The sequence below is a fragment of the Lichenicola sp. genome (assembly GCF_965198575.1).
Classification (GTDB): Bacteria; Pseudomonadota; Alphaproteobacteria; order Acetobacterales; family Acetobacteraceae; genus Lichenicola.
In genome coordinates this window covers 3,959,892-3,979,619 of the sequence record NZ_OZ240671.1, presented here as the reverse complement: position 1 = coordinate 3,979,619, position 19,728 = coordinate 3,959,892, and the positions used below count along the sequence as shown (strand labels likewise).

Sequence of the window (19,728 nt, the reverse complement as noted above, 5' to 3'; positions counted from 1 at the left end):
CGTCTCCTTCTGCGGCGGCGGTCAGAACCCGAACATGTGGTCGAGCGAGAACGCGCCCTCGTCATCCATCAGGCCATGATAGCCGAACAGCCGGCAGGTGGTATCGCGGATCAGCACGTAGCCGCGCGGGCCCGCGAGGCCGAGCAGCTCGGGGCTGAACAGCTTGTGCGGCCAGACCATCATCGAGCCGGAGCAGGCGATCTCGATCGGCCGCTCGGCCACCACCTCGCCGGTCGCGTCATGCAGGATCAGCTGGGTCCGCGAGCGCGGATGCCAGGCCGCCGACGCCGGATACATCATGGCCGCGAAACTGTGCCGGTGGGTGTCGCCGAGGCGCAGGAACAGGCGGGTCGACAGCCCGGGCGGCGGTCCGGAATAGGATTGCGGCTCGTCGCGATAGGTCATCGCGGTGTTGAAGATGTGCGCGCCGAAACTGGTCTCCGCCACGTGCGGGGTGGTCAGGCTCTCGTAGCGCACCAGCGCGTGCAGCCAGCCATCGGCGCTGCCACCGTCGCGAAAGTCATAGACCAGCTCGGCATGACCTTCGGGTGCACCGAGTTCGGCAAGGTCGATCGCCACGTCATGGTTGCGTGGCAGCCGGCCGAGAAAACGCTCCCCGACCTTGTGTCCCTCGACGTCGAATACATCCAGCCGCAGCGGCAGATCGACCTGCTGCTCGGCCATGATCGTCGGCTGCACGATGCTGCGGAACTGCTCCGGCGGCAGCACCGGGAACGGCAGCAGGTAGCCACGGCCCATCGGCGCCGGCAGCGTGGGGATACCAGGATCCGGACGCAGGTCGGCGCGCTCGACGTTGAGGTGGGCGATGCGGCTGCGGCCATGCCGGGTCACCTCGTAACGCGGCCGCACCACGTGACGCCCTGCGCGCAGCTCGATCTGCGCCGGCCAGTGCAGCCCAGGCAGATGCGCCGACACGTCGACCGCGACGCTGGCATAGGGTGCAACCGCGAACGGCAGCGTGACCGGTGTTTCCGCGCCCATCCGGTCGAGGCTCAGCGCATCCGCGGGGATCGGTGTCGCGTGGCTGTTCTGCACCCACAGGTGTACGGTCTCCCCGGCATCCGGCGCCGGCAGGTTCGCGTAGCGATCGGAGGGCCAGGCATTGGCGTCGTGAGTGACCGAAAGGCTGCGGCCGCCGCCCGTGCCCTCGCCGTTGTCGTAGGTGTCGAGCGCGTATTTCACCACGTCATGGCCGGCGACGCCGATCGCATGGATGAAGAGCTGGCCTGTGAACTCCGGAAGGTCGAAGCGCCGGCGCACCTCGCCGCTGTCGATCATGATGCCGCCCGCCCCGGCTGGCGCCATCTCCTCCCAGCTGGCAATCGGAACCCCGGCGGCGTCGAACAGCCGCAGCCAGAGCCGCACCCGCCTGGCACCGTAATTGGCCCAGTAGTTCGCCGTGACCAGCCGCGTCGAGAGGCCGCCGGCATCGCGGAAGAACGCGTAGTTGGTGGCGAAATTCAGCCGGTCGAGATAGCTCCGCGTGCCGGTCAGCATCTCGCTCGGCAGCCGCGCCTCGTCCAGCGTCACCACCTGCATGCCGCGCGGCACCAGGCTGCCCATGCGCGCCAGCACCCGCTGCGCGTCGAAGCTCACGACCAGCAGCGTCGCCGCGTGGGAGTGCACGAGCTCGGTCAGCGGCAGCGTATCGGTGCCGAGTGCCGGCCGGCCGACACCGGAGACGTCCTGCACATAGAGCTCGGTCACCGGCGGCAGCGTGGGATGCATCGCGAACAGCATGTCCGCGGCCGCCTCCGGGTCGAACACCGCGAGCGGACCCTGCCGCCTCAGGCGATCGCCCAGCGTGGCCAGCGCCTCGGCCGCGAGCGGATGCGCGAGTGCCTTGTAGAGCACGTTGCCGCCGGCCCGCGCGTCGTAGGTCTGGATGTTCAGCATCGTCTCGGACTTCCCGCTCTAGTGGCTCGGGGCCGGCCGCCCCGCCTCGCACGTCACCGGCAGACCCAGGCGACGGCACATCTCGGCGGCCACCGCGTCGGTGTCGTCCAGTGGCGCCGCGTTCCAGCTTTCGAAGCGGCCGTTGAAGGATCGAATGCGGCCGGCGTCAACCAGATCGCGCAGGAACAGGCCGATCCGCCTCGACCGCCCTGGCAGATGCGCCACCAGCACCGGCACGCTGGTCGCCGCCGCCTCCGACACCATCGACACGCTGTCCGACGTCACCACGATGGCGTCGGCGCAGGCGAGCAGCCCGAGATAGGGGTTCGCGCCGGCCAGGTCCCACACCCACCCGCCGAGCGGCTGCAGCGCGCGCTCCAGGATCGCCCGCTGCTCCGCGCCGGTGCGACGCGAGGGCGTCAGCGCCAGGCCCACGCGGTCCGTGCGCATCATCCCGGCAAGCCCCGCGGCGAGCGCCTCCGCCTCGGGCGGTCCCATCCGGAAGCGTCCGTTCGAGCCGCCGACCAGCACCGCCACCAGCGGCCTGGGCAGGTGTGCCAGCCGCTCGGTCCAGGCCGCCCGCGCCTCGGCCAGCACCGCCGGGGTCACGCGATGCAGGGCGGTCCGGCCGAGCAGCACGTTGGGACCGTCGATCTCGTCATGCCGGTTGGCGACCACCAGGTCGAAGCGATCCAGCCGCATCCGCGGGTTCTGGATCTGCACCACCCGACGACCCTGGCGACGCAGTACGGCACCCACGGCGGCACCGGTGCCCCCGGCGGTCAGCAGCAGTCCGTCCGGAAGATCGCGCAGGCCGTCGCCATCAGCACCACCGACCATCGCCAGCGGCGCCGGCCAGAAGCGCGGCGGCAGCCGGCCCCACGGCAGCGTTGGCCGCAGCGCCCGCGTGCCCGCCACCACCAACCCGGCCCGCTCGGCGAGTCCCAGCGCCTGCGCCTCCAGGCCGGCATAGCCTTCGGTCAGAATGACACCCTGCATCGTCCGCTTTTGCGAGCGGTTCGCGGTTCCGTCAATCGTCGCGGGCGACACGGTGAGGCTCCCTCAGGCTTGAGCACGCGCTTGACAGTCGCGCCGGCGGGCCGCCACACATCGCCGTCCGACGCTGGGGATCCAGCCCGCGGAAGGCCCAATCCATGACAGATTTTCGTTCGCTCGGGCTCACCGAACCGCTGCTCGAGGCCCTGCGCGCGGCCGGATACGACGCGCCGACGCCGATCCAGACCGAAGCGATCCCGCCGATCATGGCCGGCCGCGATGTCCAGGGCATCGCCCAGACCGGGACCGGCAAGACCGCCGCCTTCGCCCTGCCGATCCTGCACCGACTGCTGGCCGAGCCAAAACCCGCGAACGCCCGGTGCTGCCGGGTGCTGATCCTGTCGCCGACACGCGAGCTCGCCAGCCAGATCTGCGACGTGATCCGAATCTATGCGCGCCGGACCGGCCTGCGCATCGCCGCCATGGTCGGTGGCGTGCCGAAGCCGCCGCAGACCAAGGCGGTGGCGGCCGGCATCGACATCCTGGTGGCAACGCCGGGCCGGCTGCTCGACCACCTCTCCGACGGCAGCGTCCGCCTCGACGAGACCGCCATCCTGGTGCTCGACGAGGCCGACCACATGCTCGATCTCGGCTTCATCGACGACGTCCAGGAGATCACCTCCCGGCTGCCGCAGCAGCATCGCCAGACGCTGCTGTTCTCGGCCACCATGCCGCCGGAGATCGCCGCACTGGCGAGGCGGCTGCTGCACAAGCCAGTCTCGATCGCCACCACGCCACAGGCGACCACCGCCACCGGTATCGAGCAGCGGGTGATCTTCGTGGAGCCGGGGGCCAAGCGCGCGGCCCTGCTCGAGCTGCTGAAACGCGGCCGCATGACCCGCACGCTGGTGTTCACCCGCACCAAGCAGACCGCCGACGAGGTGGTGGCGGCCCTCGACAAGGGCGGCATCCGGGCCAGCGCGATCCACGGCGACAAGAGCCAGCCCCAGCGCGACCGCACCCTGGCCGCGTTCCGCAAGGGCGGCTTCCCGGTGCTGGTGGCGACCGACGTCGCCGCCCGCGGCATCGACCTCGACGGCATCACCCACGTGGTGAACTACGATCTGCCGGAAGTGCCGCAGGCCTACGTGCACCGGATCGGCCGTACCGCCCGCGCCGGCGCCGCGGGCGTCGCGATCACCCTGTGTGCGGCGTCAGAGCGCCCGCTGCTGCGCGCCATCGAGAAGCTCCTCGGCACCCGGGTGCGCGTCCACGAGGCGCGCAACGCCGCCTGAGGCTATCGCACGGCGACCGGCCTCCGGCACCTCTGCGCCAGGTGGGGGCACTGCGTCCGGCACGCTTGCCGCCCGTCCCAGCACCCGGCGCGCGATCCCGTCGAGCAGGGCCGCCGCCTCGACGCGCCAGGCCAGCCGCGGATCCAGCCTCGGCCGCGCCGGGACCGGCGGTGTGGCCAGCAGACGGTCGATCGCCCGGCGCAGGTCGGTGGCGTCCGGGCTGCACATGATCGCCAGCCGTTCGTCCCGGAACTGCTCGACCAGGCCGCCGACCGCGGTCGCCACCACCCAGCGCTGTGCCGCGATCGCCGCCGCCGCGACCCCGCTCTGGCTGGCCTCGCGATAGGGCAGCACCACCGCATCGGCCCACTCGATCAGGGCCGCCACCTCGTCTTCCGGCACCCAGCGATTCTCGACGCTGACCACCGGCAGGTCGGCCAGCCGGGACAGCTCCGGACTGGCCGGCCCCGATCCGACCACCCTGACCTCCAGACGGCCTTCGAGCCCCGGCGCCGCCAGCGCGTCCGCCAGCAGGTCGAGCCCCTTGTACGGCAGCAGCCGCCCGAAGCAGAGCAGCCGCAGGCGCCCGCCATGCGCGCAAGGCGGCGCCGGCAGCGGGCCGAATACGAACGGCGGCAGGCTCGCCATCAGCAGCGTGCGGGCGCCGACGGCACCCTGCTCGGCCAGCCGGTCGGCGACGTGCCGGCTCAGCGCCACCAGCCCGTCGGACCGGTCGATCAGCCGGCGCTGCAGCAGCATCTGGACCACCGAGCCGTCGCCCGGGTGCCGATCCGCGTCATGCACGACGACCAGGAACGGCAGCTTCAGCCGACGCAGTGCCGAGGCCATCTCGAGGTCGAGCGGTCCGGGCATGGCGCAGATCGCCACGTCCGGCGCCAGCGACGCGATATGGCGCAGCAGCCACCGCCGGCGCAGCGGCGCCGTCAGCGCGCGCCAGACGAAGCCCGACCGGCCGGCATAGGTCGCGACCGGCAGATCGACCGGCACCGCGGATCGGCCGGACAACAGTTCCGCGCCGGTCGAGAGCGACAGCATCGCGCGGCAGCCCGGCAGCGACGCGAAGCCCGCCGCCATCTCGACCGCAACCCGGGGCCCGGCGCCGCGGCGTCCCCACTGCCAGACCAGCACCCTGATCCCGGATCCGGACGTCTCGCGGCAGCGATCCTCCCCGGTGGTGGGCGTTGTCATGCGCGGGCCACGGGATCCGGAACCGGCACGCCGATCGCCGCCAGGGCCGCAAGCAGTCCGGCGCCGCCGAGCCGGGCCCGGGCCGCCGCCTCCGCCGCCTGGCCCAGCGCGATCCGCCGTCCGGGAGCATCGGCCAGCGCACGCAGCGCCTGCGCCGCCTGGTCGATGTCGGCATCCGCCCAGACCGCGCCCGGCGCCTCGAACACGCCACGCGGATCCGCCGCCGGCACCAGCCGGTAGCCGATCGGCACACCGCAGCTCTCGTCCAGGAACTCCGTCGTCGCGGACCAGTCGGTCGACACCACCGGCCGGCCCAGCAGCATCGCCTGCGCCGGCACCAGCCCGAATCCCTCGCTCCGGTGCAGCGACAGCACGATGTCGCAGGCCCGGGTCAGTGCGTGCATGTCGGCCTCCGGCAGCATCCTGGTCTCCAGCCTGATGTTGGGCGCACCGGCGATCGCCTCCTGCAGCAGCAACAGGTCGTTGCCATGATGCTCGGAATTTCCCACCTTCAACAGCAGCAGCCGGTCGCGCCGGTCACCGAACGCCTTCCGGAACGCGCCGATCGCGGCAATCGGATTCTTGCGCGCAAAAGATGAAGCAAGACTGAACGAGGTCAGCACCACGACCACGTCCGCGGGGAGCCCGAAGGCCTGCCGGTCGAGCGGCGAGGGCACCGGTGGCGCCAGCGCTAGTGCCGGCGGAACCACCCGCACCCGGCCCGGCGCCAGCGCCTCGAAGGCCATGGCCGTGAAGCGCGAGGGAGCCCAGATCTCGTGGACATGCGCCAGCGCCGGATGCCAGCTCGTCGGCACCACCGGCAGCTCCCAGTACCAGTTGCCGATGATCCGGCGGCCGCTGAGCCGCCCGCGACCGAGGCCGATCAGGGTGGCGGGCAGCTGCGGCGCATTCACATGCAGGACCAGCGCGGCCCGGTCCGGCCAGCCCGCTGCCCTCGCATCCGGGCGGCGGCGCGCCGTGTCGATCGCCGAATGCGGAACGCCAAGACGCTGCAGCGCCTGGTCCATGATGCGGGCTGCCTCGCCCAGCCCCGATGCCCGCCCGATCTCGCCGCCGACGACCACGCCACCGCATGCGGGGAGCGGCAGGGGGTCCGGCCGTGGCGCCACCCACGCCGTGCCCCGCGCCAGCCAGAGGCGCCGCTGGCGTGCCGGAAGCGCCTGCCAGAGCCGGTGCAGCGGGTGCAATCTTGGTTGCGGTGTGGACATCGTCGGGGCGAACTGTGCGAGCCCCGGCCGCCCCCGGCAAGTGGGCCTGCAGCACCGTCACACTCGGCAATGGCTGGTAACGCGAGCGGCTCGAACCATTGCCGCGCGAGCGCCCATCGGGCCATTGCCGCGCGACCGCCCACGTATAGAGTGGAGCCATGCAAGACGGTCAGCTTCTGTCGACGATCGAAATCCTGACGCAGCTCGTCGCCTTCGACACGACGAGCCGCAACAGCAACCTGAAGCTGATCCACTGGGTCGCCGACTATCTCGCCGGCCACGGCATCACCGGCCGGCTCACCTATGATACCACCGGCACGAAGGCGAACCTGCATGCGGTGATCGGCCCGGCGGTCGAGGGCGGCCTGGCGCTGTCCGGGCATGTCGACACCGTGCCGGTCGACGGCCAGCGCTGGAGCAGCGACCCGTTCACGCTGCGCCAGGCCGAGGGCCGCGCGTACGCCCGGGGTGCTGCCGACATGAAGGGGTTCGTCGCCTCGATGCTGGCCGCGGTGCCCGACATCCGGGCGATGCCGTTGCTGCGGCCGTTGCATCTGTTCATCAGCTACGACGAGGAAGTCGATTGCGACGGCGCCCGGGTGCTGGTGCGCGAGCTGGAAGCGGATGGCCTCAGGCCGGCCTTGTGCATCGTCGGCGAGCCCTCGCTGATGAAGCCGATCATCGCCCACAAGGGCCGGCTGTCGGTGCGGGTGACGGTGCGCGGCCATGCCGGACATTCGAGCCAGCCCGGCCAGGGCGTGAACGCGATCCATGCGGCGGCGGAGGCGATCGCCCACATCGCCGCCGAGCAGCGCCGGTTCGCCAGCTCCGGCAGGCGCGAGGCCGGGTTCGAGCCGGAACACAGCACGATCCATGTCGGGCTGGTCGCCGGCGGATCGATCCTCAACATCATCCCGGACCGCGCGAGCTTCGACATGGAATGGCGCACGATCCCGGGCGACGACGCGTTCGCCGAGCTCGACGCGCTCAAGGCCCATGTCGCGGCCCACATCGAGCCCTGGATGCACGCCGTCGATCCCGAGAGCGGCTTCACGTTCGAGCCGATGGACGAGCTGCCGCCGCTGGCGCTCGATCCGCATCATGAGCTGGTGGCGCTGGTCAAGCAGGCCGGCGGCGCGAACCAGGAAGGAAAGGTCAGCTACGGCACCGAGGCAGGCATCTACCAGAATGCCGGCATCGTCAGCATCGTCTGCGGCCCCGGCGACATCGCGCAGGCGCACCGGCCCGACGAATGGGTGGCGCTGAGCCAGCTCGAGGCCTGCGACGCCTTCATCCGCCGCATCGCCACCCGCCTCACCCGCACATGAGCGATCCATCGGAGACGGCAGGTCACGACCAGGACCCGGAGACCTCGGCCGCGCCCGAGCTCATGCCCGAACTCATGCCGCAACTCACGCAGGGCCTCACCCCGGGCCTGGCGCACCGGCTGACGCACATGCCGCCGCTGCCGCGCTTCGAGGTCCGGCTGCGTCCGCCGGACCTGGCCGACTGGATCCCGGGCAATACCGGCCTGCCCGGTGTGATGCAGTTCGATAGCCGCCGACCCGGGCCGCATGTCGCGATCACCGCGCTGATGCACGGAAACGAGTTCGCCGGCGCCATCGTGCTGGACGAGCTGCTGCGGCAGGATTTCCGCCCGCTGCGGGGCCGGCTGTCGATCGGCTTCCTGAATCTCGCCGCCTTCGAGCGCTTCGACGCCGCCCAGCCGACCGCCTCGCGCTTCATCGAGGAGGACATGAACCGGCTCTGGGACACCGCCATCCTCGACAGCGCACGCGCGTCGGTCGAGCTCGACCGCGCCCGCGAGCTCAGGCCGCTGTTCGACGATGTCGACATCCTGGTCGACCTGCACTCGATGCTGTGGCCGTCCGAGCCGCTCATCCTCAGCGGCCCGACCGAGAAGGGCCGCCGCTTCGCCTGCACCCTCGGCATGCCGGCGATGGTGGTGACCGACCAGGGCCATACCAGCGGCCCGCGGCTGATCGATTACGCGATGTTCGCGAGCCCGGACGACAGCCGGGTCGCCTGCCTGATCGAGGCCGGACCGCACTGGGAGCCGATCACGGTCGACACCGCGCGCGTCGCGGTCCGCGCCCTGCTGCGCGAGACCGGGATGGTGGAGGAGGAAAAGCTGCCCGGCCCCTCGCCCCGCCAGCGCTGCGCCGAGGTCACCCAGGTCGTCACCGCCGCGAGCTCCAGCTTCAGCTTCACGCAGTCGTTCCGTGGCGGCGAGATGATCGGCGAGCGGAACACCCTGATCGGCCATGACGGGCCCATCGAGATCCGCACGCCGCACGACGACTGCCTCCTGGTGATGCCGAGCCTGCGGCCGAGCCGCGGCCACACTGCCGTCCGCCTCGCCCGCCTGCTGCCGGACGCCTGCTGACCGGGCTTCTGGCACGCGAGGTGCAAGGCCTGCGGGCCAAACGACAAGACGCCCGAGGAGACGCGCACCATGTCCCAAACCGAAGCGGCTGCGACCGCGACGTCGCTGTGGCGACGCAAGTCGATCGAGCAGATGCAGGAGGACGGTGCCGCCGATGCGAGCGGTGGCCACGCCCTCAAGCGTGCGCTCGGCCCGGGCGCGCTGGTGGCACTCGGCATCGGCTGCACGATCGGCGCCGGCCTGTTCTCGCTCACCGGGATCGCCGCCTCGGAGAATGCCGGTCCGGCGGTGGTGCTGTCATACCTGATCGCCGCCATCGGCTGCGGCTTCGCGGGCCTCTGCTACAGCGAGCTGGCCAGCATGATCCCGATCGCCGGCAGCGCGTACACCTACGCCTACACCACGCTGGGCGAGTTCGTGGCCTGGATCATCGGCTGGGACCTGGTGCTGGAATATGCGGTGGGCGCCGCTACCGTCGCGGTCAGCTGGTCGCGCTACCTGGTCAAGCTGCTGGGCCAGTTCGGCATCTCGCTGCCACCACGGCTGTGCGCATCGCCGTTCGAGAGCGTGAAGCTCGGCGACGGCAGCACGGCGGCGGGCCTGGTCAACCTGCCGGCGGTGTTCGTCATCGTGTGCGTGTCGCTGCTGCTGATCCGCGGGGTGTCCGAGTCCGCGCGCGTCAACAACGTGATCGTGGCGATCAAGCTGCTGGTCATCGTGGCCGTGGTGGCGCTCGGCATCCCGTTCATCAAGACCGCCAACTACATCCCGTTCATCCCGCCCAACGACGGCACATTCGGGCATTTCGGCCTGTCCGGCGTGATGCGCGCCGCGGGCACGATCTTCTTCGCCTATGTCGGTTTCGATGCCGTTTCGACCTGCGCGCAGGAGGCGAAGAACCCCGGGCGCGACATGCCGATCGGCATTCTCGGCAGCCTGGCGGTGTGCTCGCTCGCCTACGTGGTGTTCTCCGGCGTGCTGACCGGCATGCTGAACTACCACCTGATGCTGAACGACCCTGCCCCCGTGGCCACCGCGATCGACCAGACACCGTATGGCTGGCTCAAGATCGCGGTCAGCCTGGGCATCCTGTGCGGCTTCACGTCGGTGCTGCTGGTGCTGCTGCTGGGCCAGAGCCGGGTGTTCTACGCCATGTCGAAGGACGGCCTGCTGCCCCGGCTGTTCTCCGACGTGCATTCGCGCTGGCAGACGCCGTGGCGCTCGAACCTGTTCTTCATGGTGCTGACCAGCGCGCTGTGCGCCTTCCTGCCGATCAGCGAGCTCGGCCACATGACCTCGATCGGGACGCTGCTCGCCTTCATCATCGTGTGCGTCGGCGTGCTGATCCTGCGCGTCCGCGAGCCGGAGCGGCCGCGCGCCTTCCGGGTGCCGTTGGGCCCGACGGTGCCGATCCTGGGCATTCTCTCCTGCGCCGCCATCATGGCCTCGCTCGACGGCCTGACCTGGATCCGGCTCTCGGTGTGGCTGGTGATCGGGCTCTGCGTCTATTTCGGCTACAGCCGCCGCCACAGCCGGCTGCATCGGCGCAGCACGACCATGAACGCTCGCGGATAGCGGGAAGCGACCGGTCGCTGAACACGACCGGTCGCGTCGGCTGGCCTCAGGAGGCCGACGAGGTGAACATCCCCTGGATGCCGTTGGGGAAGAAGCCGCCGCTGGTCGTGCCACCGGCAAACACGATTGCCAGGACCTGTTCCGGCGTGCGCGTGAAGGCAAGCGAGTTGCTGTCGGTCGGCGCGACGTTGACCGCGCCGGCGGCGCCGTCGTCACCAGCGTCGTCGCTCGGCGTGCCCGTGCCCGGCCCGGTGCGGGAGAATTCTGCCCGGATCGCCGAGATGCGGTCGGTATAGACCCCGTAATTCGCCTGGTAGAGCGCGCTGCGGATTGCGCCGGCGTGGTAGGCCTCGACTGCGAGGATGCTGGCAGCAGCACCGAGATAGGTCTTGCTGGTGACCAGCGGCGCGGCGCCGTTGTACGCGGTGACTCCGATATCCTCGAATACATAGGCGCCGAGCAGGAAGCTCAACTGGTCGGCGAACGGGTTGAAGCCCGGCAGGCCGATCGCCTGGCCGAGAGCCAGGAAGGTATCGGTGAAGTCGATGTTGGGCTCCGGAACCGCCATCGTGCCGAGGGCACTCCGCAAGAACGCGACGTGATTCGTCTCGTCGAGGGCGATGGCGGTGAACAGCTTCTGCAGCAACGTGTCGGTGAACGGAACCTGGCCGCCACCCTTGACCGACCCCGGCGTCCCGATATTTGACAGGCCGATGCCGTGGACGCCGCGATTGTAAAACTCGCCCTCCAGGTATTCGAGGTTGAGCGCGAAATTCAGTATGCCGACGTCAATGTCGGTTGCGGCTGTCGCCGGAGACGTGCGGCCGATGCCTGCCGCGAGTGCTCCTGCGGCAAGCGCACCGGTGCCGGCACGGCCGAGCAGAGTGCGGCGCGAGGCCATGGCCGGGGTCTGGAGAGTCTTGTCCTGCTGCATGGTACGTTACATCCCAGGTTAGCGCGTGAGGGCGCCTTGGAAGCCGCGCCCTGCGGCTCCCGAACCTTGCTACGGAGCAACCTGTGGTGCGGATGCCGCCTATCACCGTGATCGTATAGATTTAAAGACTGCTGTTCCGGCCTCGGCCTGCTGCGAACGCTCCGGTTGCCCTGTCCACGGTGTCGAACGAGGCTCTCCTCGGCTGGTGTTTCGGCAAGTCGGTCAGACCGGGTCCTGGCACCGAAATTCGCGGCTTTCAGACGTCCGCTTCGATCCTTCAATTGTGGGTGCGGCCCGACTGGGAGGGTGGGCCGGAAATGTGGGCTGGAGACGCGCCCCCGCGACCGCATGGTGCCGACGGCCGCAAACCCGTTTCAGTTTCCGATCGTTTTGACCTCGCGCGATATTCGCGTCGATATTCGCGGCCACGCCGGCCGTCCGGCAGGGATCACGAAACCGTCTTGCCTTGCGGGATCTCGTAACGGGTGCAGCCGTGCCATACTCGCATCGTCGTGATGGTGCAGGCGCGAAGGCCGTCTGGCACTCTGGCGTCCTGGCCGGAGCGTTCCGGCCATTCCTATGAGTTCGTCCGACAGGAGGCTGCACCTGGCACATCGATGCGGGCACGTGACACGGGCCCTCGCCCTGGTCCTGCTCACCCTCTGCGGCGGCTGCTCCACCGCGGGATTCTGGCTGATCCACCCGGCCGGCCCGGTGGCGGAAGCCGGTCTGCAATCCTGGATCGTCGATACCGGCGCCACGTTCCTGGTCATCGGCCCGGCCACGTTGTTGGTGATGTGGGCGGTCTGGCGATACCACCGCCGTGTCGGACGCGGCGCCTACGTCCCAGGCTGGTCGCATTCGGTGCCGCTCGAGGCGACGTTCTGGGGCGTTCCGCTCGTCGTCGTCATCGGGCTCGGCTTCTACGCCACGCACAGCTCGTTCCAGACCGATCCGTCCGGACCGGGTGTCATGGCCGCCGGCAGCAGCGCCGATGCCGACAAGCCCGCGATCCAGATCGATGTCATCACCACCGACTGGCAGTGGCTGTTCGTTTATCCCGACAGGCACATCGCGATCGCCAACCAGCTGGTGATCCCGGCCCATACGCCGATCCGCTTCCGGCTGACCTCCGCCACCGTCGCGACGGATTTCTTCATTCCGCAGCTGGCCGGCCAGATCGACGTGATGCCCGGCATGCGCACCTGGCAGGGCCTCATCGCCAATCATGTCGGGACCTACCAGGGATTCGCGTCGGATTATAACGGCCCGGGATTCTCCTGGATGCGGTTCCAGACCCGGGTGGTGTCGCCGGCCGACTTCACCAGCTGGGTTGGCGAGATGGCCGACGCGCCCGCCCATCTCGACGATGCGGCGTTCCTCAAGTTTGCCGCGCCAACCATCAACACCCATGACACCGTGCTGCGCTTCTCCGGCGTCCAGGACGGGCTGTTCGATCACGTGGTACGGACCGTCATGGCGGGCCAGATCTACGAGACGCCCGCCGGCATGACCGAGAAGAAGTCGCACGACATCAATGGCGGCAGGCAACAGACCGAAGCCGTCACCCCTGCGCAGGACCAAGCCCGATGACCAACGTTCAAGAGCACTGGGACTGGTTTCTCGGGCGGCTCACCCTGTCCCAGATCCCGTATGACAACCTGATCGTCGGCGGCGCCTTCATCTTCGCAGTCAGCCTCGGCGTGCTGATCCTGGCGGCGCTGACGTACTACCGGAAATGGGGCTGGCTGTACCGCGAGTGGCTGACCACCGTCGACCACAAGCGCGTCGGCATCATGTACATCATCGTCGGCACGGTGATGCTGTTCCGCGGCTTCGTCGACGCCATCATGATGCGCACCCAGCAGGTGATGGCGGCGGGGCCGTTGTCGCACGGCTACATGGGCGCCGAGCACGGCTACCTGCCGCCGTATCATTACGACCAGATCTACGGGTCCCACGGGACCATCATGCTGATCTTCGCCGCCACGCCGATCCTGGCCGGCTTCATGAACTACCTGGTGCCGCTGCAGATCGGCGCCCGCGACATGGCATTCCCGTACCTGAACGCGCTCGCCTTCTGGATGACCGCGGTCGGTGCGGCGCTCACCATGGTGTCGCTGTTCGTCGGCGACTTCAGCCAGGCCGGCTGGGTCGGTCTTGCCCCGCTCACCGAGCTTTCCTACAGCCCCGACGTCGGCGTCGATTACTGGAGCTGGGCGCTGCAGATAGGCAGCATCGGCACCACCATCGGCGCCGTGAACATCATCGCCACCATCATCAAGATGCGTGCGCCCGGCATGACCTGGATGCGCCTGTCGCTGTTTACCTGGACGTCGCTCACCACCAACGTGATCGGCCTGACTGCCTTCCCGGTGCTGGGCGTCGCCATCGGCCTGCTCAGCCTGGATCGCTATCTCGGCACGCATTTCTACACCACCGGGTTCGGCGGCAACTTCATGCTCTACACCGACCTGTTCTGGATCTGGGGCCACCCGGAGGTGTATTTCATCATCCTGCCGTCCTGGGGAATGATGTCGGAAATCATCCCGACCTTCTCCGAGAAGAAGCTGTTCGGCTATCCGGTGATGGTCGCCGCCACGCTCAGCATCGGCTGCATCTCCTGGACCGTCTGGCTGCACCATTTCTTCACCATGGGTGCGGGCGCCATCGTCAACAGCTTCTACAGCATCGCGACGATGCTGGTGGCGATCCCGACCGGCGTGAAGGTGTTCGACTGGGCGCTGACGATGGTGCGCGGCCGCCTCACCTTCACCACCCCGATGCTGTGGGCGGTGTCGGCGATCTTCATGCAGATCATCGGCGGCTGGACCGGCATGATGCTGGCGATCCCGGCGATCAACTACATGACCCACAACAGCGTCTTCGTGATCGCGCATTTCCACTGCGTGGTGATGGTGACGGTGTTCGCGGCGATCGGTGGCGCCACTTTCTGGTTCCCCAAGATGTTCGGCTTCACCCTGAACGAGCGCGCCGGCCAGTGGGTGTTCTGGCTGCTCGTCGGTGGCTCGTTCATCGTGTTCACCGCGATGTTCATGCTCGGCCTGACCGGCATGCCGCGCCGCCTCGCCTACGTGCCGTACGCCACATGGTGGCCGCTGCTGGTAATCGAGGAAATCGGCATCTTCGTCGACATCGCAGCCCTGGCCGCGTTCATCTGGCAGATCACCGTCAGCATCCGCGACCGCAACATCAACCGCGCCGGCCAGGATCCGTGGGGCACCGCGCGCAGCCTCGAATGGATCACCCATTCGCCGGTGCCGGACTACAACTTCGCCGTCATCCCGCACATCAACGCCCGCGACGAATGGGCCTGGCGGCGCGAGCACCATCTCGACCAGATCATGCCGGAGCAGTACGAGGACATCGAATTGCCGCTGAACACGCCGGTGCCGATGTTCATCGGGGCCTGCACGTTCGCCTTCGGGTTCGCCATGGTCTGGCGGATCTGGTGGCTGGCCATCGCGTCGCTGATCGCCATCTTCGCCATCGTCATCTTCCGTTCGTTCGACGATGGCGAGGGCACGATCATCAAGGCTGACGAGGTGCGTCGCCGCGATCTGCTCGCAGCACGGCCGCCGGCGCCACGGAGAACCGACCAGTATATCCCCGGCGCGGTCACCGCCTTCAACGCGGGAGCCGCGGAATGAGCACGACGCGCGATTGGGGCCTGCACGATCCGGTGCCCGGCCCCGGCACGAAGCTCTGGGCGGAGCCGAACCACGAGCACGACATGATGAGCACCCGCCTGCTCGGGTTCTGGCTCTACATGCTGAGCGACTCGCTGGTGTTTGCAGCACTCTTCACCGCCTACGAGGTGCTGAGCTTCCCGATGAGCTTCAACGGCGGTCCGACGCCGCGCGATGTCGCCTCGCCGATCTACGGCTACGGCGAAACCATCGTGCTGTTCGCGAGCGTGTTCGCCTACGGCATGGCGATGGTCAACCTGAAGGCTGCGAAAGTGCGCGGCGTGATGGCGTGGCTGACCGTGTCGCTGGCGATCGGCCTGGTGTTCATCGGCATGGAGGTGAGCGAACTGCACGGCATCGCCGCCGCCGGAGGTCCTGCGCAACGCAGCGGATTCCTCTCGATCTTCTGGACGGTCGTCGCCGTGCATGGCCTGCATCTGGCGATCGGCCTGCTCTGGATGTTCGTGATGCTGGTGCAGGTCGCCCGCAAGGGCTTCACCCTGCTGGTGACCTACCGGCTGGCCAACCTGAAAGTCTATTGGGTGTATCAGGGCCTGATCTGGACCTTCGTGTACACGTTCGTCTATCTGCGGGGGTCGATCTGATGTCTGTCGACAACGAGCGTCCCGCCGATCATCCCGAGATCGCCTACGCCAACACCACCAGCTACATCATCGGCTTCGTGCTGACGCTGGCCCTCCTCGGCATCGCGCTCGCGCTGGTCGAATACCATGCGTTCTCGGCGTTCAACCTGATGGCGTCGATCTCCGTTCTGGCGTTCCTGACAACCGTCGCGAAGCTGGTCTTCCTGTTCCACCTGGATTTCTCCGAGACCCAGCGCTGGAACACCCTGACCCTGATGCTCAACGTGCCCCTGCTGATCCTTTCGGTCGGCCTCACCGCCTGGATGTTCCAGACCCTCTATTACCGCGTGATGATGCCGTAGGCAGGCAAGCCCCGAGCGCGTCATCGCCGGTGGCGGCTCAGGCGTTGGATAGTCCAGGTCGAAACCCGGCCCGGGCATTCGAGCGATCGGTCGCTTCGGCCGCCACTTCCCGCCTGCCTGTCCCTGCCCTATCCAGGGCGCTCCTCCACGCCAAGGAGCCTCCGGATGAATGTCGGCCGGTATCCATCTACCCGTCTCCGTCGCAACCGCCACGACGACTTCACCCGCAGGCTGGTGGCCGAGAACCGTCTGTCGGTCGATGACCTGATCTGGCCGATCTTCTTCACCGAAGGCGCCGCCGGCGAAACCGACGTGGCCTCGATGCCGGGCGTGAAGCGCGTCACCCTCGATCGGCTGGCCGCCCACGTGGCCCCCGCCGCCCGGCTCGGCATCCCCGCACTCGCACTGTTCCCGGTGACCCCGCTCGAGGTCCGCGACGCCGAGGGGTCCGAGGCGAACAACCCCGACAACCTGATGTGCCGCGCTGCCCGGCTGCTGAAACGCGAGTTCCCGGAACTCGGCCTGATCGGCGACGTCGCACTCGATCCGTACACCGACCACGGCCATGACGGCGTCATCCGTGACGGCTACGTCGCCAACGAGGACAGCGTGGCGGTGCTGGTGCGCCAGTCGTTGAACCAGGCGCAGGCCGGCATCGACATCCTGGCTCCGTCCGACATGATGGATGGCCGCATCGGCGCGATCCGCCAGGCGCTCGACGCGCACGGCCTGATCCACACCCGCCTGATGAGCTACGCCGCCAAATATGCGAGTGCGTTCTATGGCCCGTTCCGCGATGCGCTCGGCTCCGGCGGCCTGCTGAAAGGCGACAAGCGGACCTACCAGATGGACCCGGCGAACAGCGACGAGGCGCTGCGCGAGGTCGAGCTCGACCTGGCCGAGGGTGCCGACATGGTGATGGTCAAGCCGGGTATGCCGTATCTCGACGTCATCCGCCGGGTGCGCGAGCGCTTCTCGGTGCCGACCTTCGCCTACCAGGTGTCGGGCGAGTACGCGATGATCATGGCCGCCGCCAGCAACGGCTGGATCGACCGGGACCGCGCCATGATGGAGAGCCTGATCGGCTTCAAGCGCGCTGGCGCCGACGGGGCGCTGACCTACTTCGCGCTCGAGGCCGCCGAGCGCCTGCGCACTGCATGAGCTGGGGCCGCATGAGGCGGGCGCGCCGCATCGTCCTTGGCCTGGTGGCGACGCTGGCCGGGACGGTCACGCTGGCCGTACTCGTCATGGCCGGCCTGCTCTGGAACACCCTGCCGCCCCTACGGCAGGCGCTGCAGCTGGCCGGGCTGCATCATCCGGTCGAGATCAGCCTCGACGAGCATGGCGTGCCGCACATCACCGCCGCCGACCTGGTCGATGCCGCCACAGCCATCGGCTACGTGCATGCCCGCGACCGCATGTTCCAGATGGAGCTGATGCGCCGGGTCGGCTCCGGACGGATCGCCGAACTCGCCGGGCCGGGCGGGCTGCCGATCGACCGCATGACCCGCACCCTGGGGCTGCGCCACCTCGCCGAAGCCTCCTATCCGATGCTGCCCCGGGATGTCCGCGACCAGCTCGACGCCTATGCGCGCGGCGTCAACGCGGCGATCGAGGCGCGCGGCCGCTTCATCGCGCCGGAGTTCCTGCTGCTCGGCCGCCCGGAGCCCTGGACCCCGGTCGACACCCTGCTCTGGGGCCGGCTGATGGGGCTGAGCCTGGCGGAGAACTGGCACACCGAGCTCGCCCGCCTCGGTGCCGCCACCCATGTGCCGCCGGACCGGCTGCTGCAGCTCCGGCCCGAGCATCCCGACACGCCCGCACCCGACGCCGCGCGCGACGATCCCGGCCTCCGCACTCTGGCCCGACGCCTGGCCGCCGCCCTGCCGCGCTTCCCGGCGCCCTACACCCTGCCCGAGGAAGCCTCCGACGAATGGGCGGTCGACGGCGCCCACAGCGTCACCGGCGCGCCCTTGCTGGCCGGCGATCCGCATCTGGCGTTCGGCTTCCCGAGCATCTGGTACCTGGCCCGGATCAGCGTGCCGGGCCACGTGCTGACCGGCGCCACCGCCCCCGGCACGCCGTTCCTGGTGATCGGCCAGAACGGCCATATCGCCTGGACCTTCACCAGCAGCAGCGCCGACGTGCAGGACCTGTTCATCGAGACGCCGCTCACCGACGGCCGCACCTACGCCACGCCCTCCGGGGCGCAACCCTTCCTCGTCCGCACCGAGCGCATCCATGTCCGCGGTGCGCCGGACGTGGTGCTCACGGTCCGCACCACCCGGCACGGCCCGGTGATCAGCGACATCCTGCCGGCCAGCGGCGCTCAGCACGTGATCGCCGCCGAGATGGAGAACCTGCGACCCGACGACGCCTCGCCCGGACTCGCCGCCCTCGACGTGGCGGACGACATCGAGGCTGCCGGCAAGGCCGCCGCCTTGATCTCGGAGCCGGTGCAGAACCTCCTGGTCGCCGACCACAGCCGCATCGCGCTGTTCACCACCGGACACGTGCCGATCCGTCGCGGCGGTGACGGCAGCGTCCCGTCCGACGGCGCCAGCGGAACGCATGACTGGATCGGAGATGCGTCCGGACGCGCCCTGCCGACCATCGTGGCACCCGCCAGCGGCCACGTCTTGAACGGCAACGAACGCACCGCGCCGCCGGACTTCCCGGTGTTCATGGGGCGCGACTGGCCGGCGCCGTGGCGTGCCACCCGCATCCGCGAGCTGCTCGACGCCATGCCGAAACACGATGTGGCCGGCTTCACCCGGATGCAGACCGACCGCGTCAGTGCCTATGCCCGACACCTGCTGCCGCTGCTTCTGGCCCGCGACATCCACGCCGCGCCCGGCAGCCTGCAGGCCCGCGCGCGCGACCTGCTGCGGGATTGGAACGGGAGCATGGATCCGGACCGGCCGCAGCCGTTGATCTTCAACGCCTGGGTGCAGCGCTTCGTGGGTGACGTGCTGCAGCGTGACGGCCTCGATCCCGGGGTGACCGCCGGGTGGGAGGATCTCGCAGACCTGCTGCTCGGGCCCTCCGGCGGCACCTGGTGCAAGGGCGACTGCATGCGGATGCTCTCCGATGCGCTGCGCGAATCGACACGGGCGGTGGCCGCGTCCGAGGGTGACGATCCCACAGCCTGGCGTTGGGGCCACGTGCACCACGCGGTGTTCGACAACGCCTTCCTGCGCGCGATCCCGGGGCTGGGCCGGCTTGCCCGCGGCGAGGTCGCGATCGGCGGCGACGACAGCACGTTGTTGCGTGGCGGCAGCGGCATCCTTGGCGATTTCATCGCCCGGCACGGCGCATCCTATCGGGGCGATTACGACCTGGCCGACCCCGAGCGGAGCCGCTTCATCGTGTCGCCCGGCCAGTCGGGGAACTGGGTCAGCCGCAGCGCATGGAATTTGATGCAGATTTGGGCGGAGGGCTCTACCATATCGATCGGGCAGATTCCCCGACGCACCACGGCCACGATCTCGCTCCGCCCCTGAGGCGACG

At 69.2% G+C, this 19,728-nt stretch carries 15 protein-coding genes; 10 read left to right on the top strand and 5 right to left on the bottom strand.

Going from position 1 to position 19,728, the window contains the following annotated elements; genetic code table 11:
- Positions 1–21: 21 nt before the first annotated feature.
- Positions 22–1,917, bottom strand: coding sequence for a hypothetical protein (locus tag ACOEQ2_RS17985; protein ID WP_419729305.1), 1,896 nt, complete (start codon positions 1,915–1,917; stop codon positions 22–24).
- An 18-nt stretch (positions 1,918–1,935) separates the two neighbouring features.
- Positions 1,936–2,916, bottom strand: coding sequence for a mitochondrial fission ELM1 family protein (locus ACOEQ2_RS17980; RefSeq protein WP_419729304.1), 981 nt, complete (start codon positions 2,914–2,916; stop codon positions 1,936–1,938).
- A gap of 155 nt (positions 2,917–3,071) precedes the next feature.
- Between ACOEQ2_RS17980 and ACOEQ2_RS17975 the strand changes: the two genes are divergently transcribed.
- Positions 3,072–4,208 carry a DEAD/DEAH box helicase gene (locus ACOEQ2_RS17975; RefSeq protein WP_419729303.1) on the top strand — a complete coding sequence of 379 codons (1,137 nt, stop codon included), beginning with the start codon at positions 3,072–3,074 and terminating at the stop codon, positions 4,206–4,208.
- Here the strand turns inward: ACOEQ2_RS17975 and ACOEQ2_RS17970 are convergent.
- Together ACOEQ2_RS17970 and ACOEQ2_RS17965 are read right to left on the bottom strand one after the other, a co-directional pair.
- Entirely contained in the window at positions 4,128–5,417 is a 1,290-nt protein-coding gene (locus ACOEQ2_RS17970) for a glycosyltransferase (protein ID WP_419729302.1), read from the bottom strand. The two genes, ACOEQ2_RS17975 and ACOEQ2_RS17970, sit on opposite strands and share 81 nt — an antisense overlap.
- On the bottom strand, positions 5,414–6,616 hold the full coding sequence (locus ACOEQ2_RS17965; protein WP_419731272.1) for a glycosyltransferase: 1,203 nt from the start codon (positions 6,614–6,616) through the stop codon (positions 5,414–5,416). Before ACOEQ2_RS17965 ends, ACOEQ2_RS17970 begins: the two co-directional genes overlap by 4 nt.
- A gap of 188 nt (positions 6,617–6,804) precedes the next feature.
- Between ACOEQ2_RS17965 and argE the strand changes: the two genes are divergently transcribed.
- The 3 genes from argE to ACOEQ2_RS17950 all read left to right on the top strand — a co-directional run bounded on the left by argE (position 6,805) and on the right by ACOEQ2_RS17950 (position 10,628).
- The gene (gene argE / locus ACOEQ2_RS17960; protein WP_419729301.1) at positions 6,805–7,974 is read left to right on the top strand and encodes an acetylornithine deacetylase; all 1,170 of its coding nucleotides are present in this window, start codon (positions 6,805–6,807) and stop codon (positions 7,972–7,974) included.
- Positions 7,971–9,053 (top strand): peptidase M14, encoded by a 1,083-nt coding sequence (locus ACOEQ2_RS17955; RefSeq protein ID WP_419729300.1) that lies wholly within the window; start codon positions 7,971–7,973, stop codon positions 9,051–9,053. Before argE ends, ACOEQ2_RS17955 begins: the two co-directional genes overlap by 4 nt.
- Before the next feature lie 132 nt (positions 9,054–9,185).
- Positions 9,186–10,628, top strand: a complete 1,443-nt coding sequence (locus ACOEQ2_RS17950) for an amino acid permease (protein ID WP_419731271.1) — start codon at positions 9,186–9,188, stop codon at positions 10,626–10,628.
- Between the two features lie 46 nt (positions 10,629–10,674).
- Here ACOEQ2_RS17950 and ACOEQ2_RS17945 read toward each other — a convergent pair whose 3' ends face one another.
- Positions 10,675–11,562 carry a ferritin-like domain-containing protein gene (locus ACOEQ2_RS17945; protein WP_419729299.1) on the bottom strand — a complete coding sequence of 296 codons (888 nt, stop codon included), beginning with the start codon at positions 11,560–11,562 and terminating at the stop codon, positions 10,675–10,677.
- Between the two features lie 627 nt (positions 11,563–12,189).
- Here ACOEQ2_RS17945 and ACOEQ2_RS17940 point away from each other — a divergent pair.
- The 6 genes from ACOEQ2_RS17940 (at position 12,190) to ACOEQ2_RS17915 (ending at position 19,721) form a co-directional block, all read left to right on the top strand.
- Entirely contained in the window at positions 12,190–13,155 is a 966-nt protein-coding gene (locus tag ACOEQ2_RS17940) for a ubiquinol oxidase subunit II (protein WP_419729298.1), read from the top strand.
- On the top strand, positions 13,152–15,233 hold the full coding sequence (locus ACOEQ2_RS17935) for a cbb3-type cytochrome c oxidase subunit I (protein ID WP_419729297.1): 2,082 nt from the start codon (positions 13,152–13,154) through the stop codon (positions 15,231–15,233). The genes ACOEQ2_RS17940 and ACOEQ2_RS17935 overlap by 4 nt, the downstream gene beginning before the upstream one ends.
- The gene (locus ACOEQ2_RS17930) at positions 15,230–15,877 is read left to right on the top strand and encodes a cytochrome c oxidase subunit 3 (RefSeq protein WP_419729296.1); all 648 of its coding nucleotides are present in this window, start codon (positions 15,230–15,232) and stop codon (positions 15,875–15,877) included. The genes ACOEQ2_RS17935 and ACOEQ2_RS17930 overlap by 4 nt, the downstream gene beginning before the upstream one ends.
- Positions 15,877–16,218, top strand: a complete 342-nt coding sequence (locus tag ACOEQ2_RS17925) for a cytochrome o ubiquinol oxidase subunit IV (RefSeq protein WP_419729295.1) — start codon at positions 15,877–15,879, stop codon at positions 16,216–16,218. Before ACOEQ2_RS17930 ends, ACOEQ2_RS17925 begins: the two co-directional genes overlap by 1 nt.
- 165 nt (positions 16,219–16,383) lie before the next feature.
- Entirely contained in the window at positions 16,384–17,379 is a 996-nt protein-coding gene (gene hemB / locus ACOEQ2_RS17920) for a porphobilinogen synthase (RefSeq protein ID WP_419729294.1), read from the top strand.
- 11 nt (positions 17,380–17,390) lie between these two features.
- On the top strand, positions 17,391–19,721 hold the full coding sequence (locus ACOEQ2_RS17915; RefSeq protein WP_419729293.1) for a penicillin acylase family protein: 2,331 nt from the start codon (positions 17,391–17,393) through the stop codon (positions 19,719–19,721).
- The last annotated feature ends 7 nt before the right edge of the window (positions 19,722–19,728 follow it).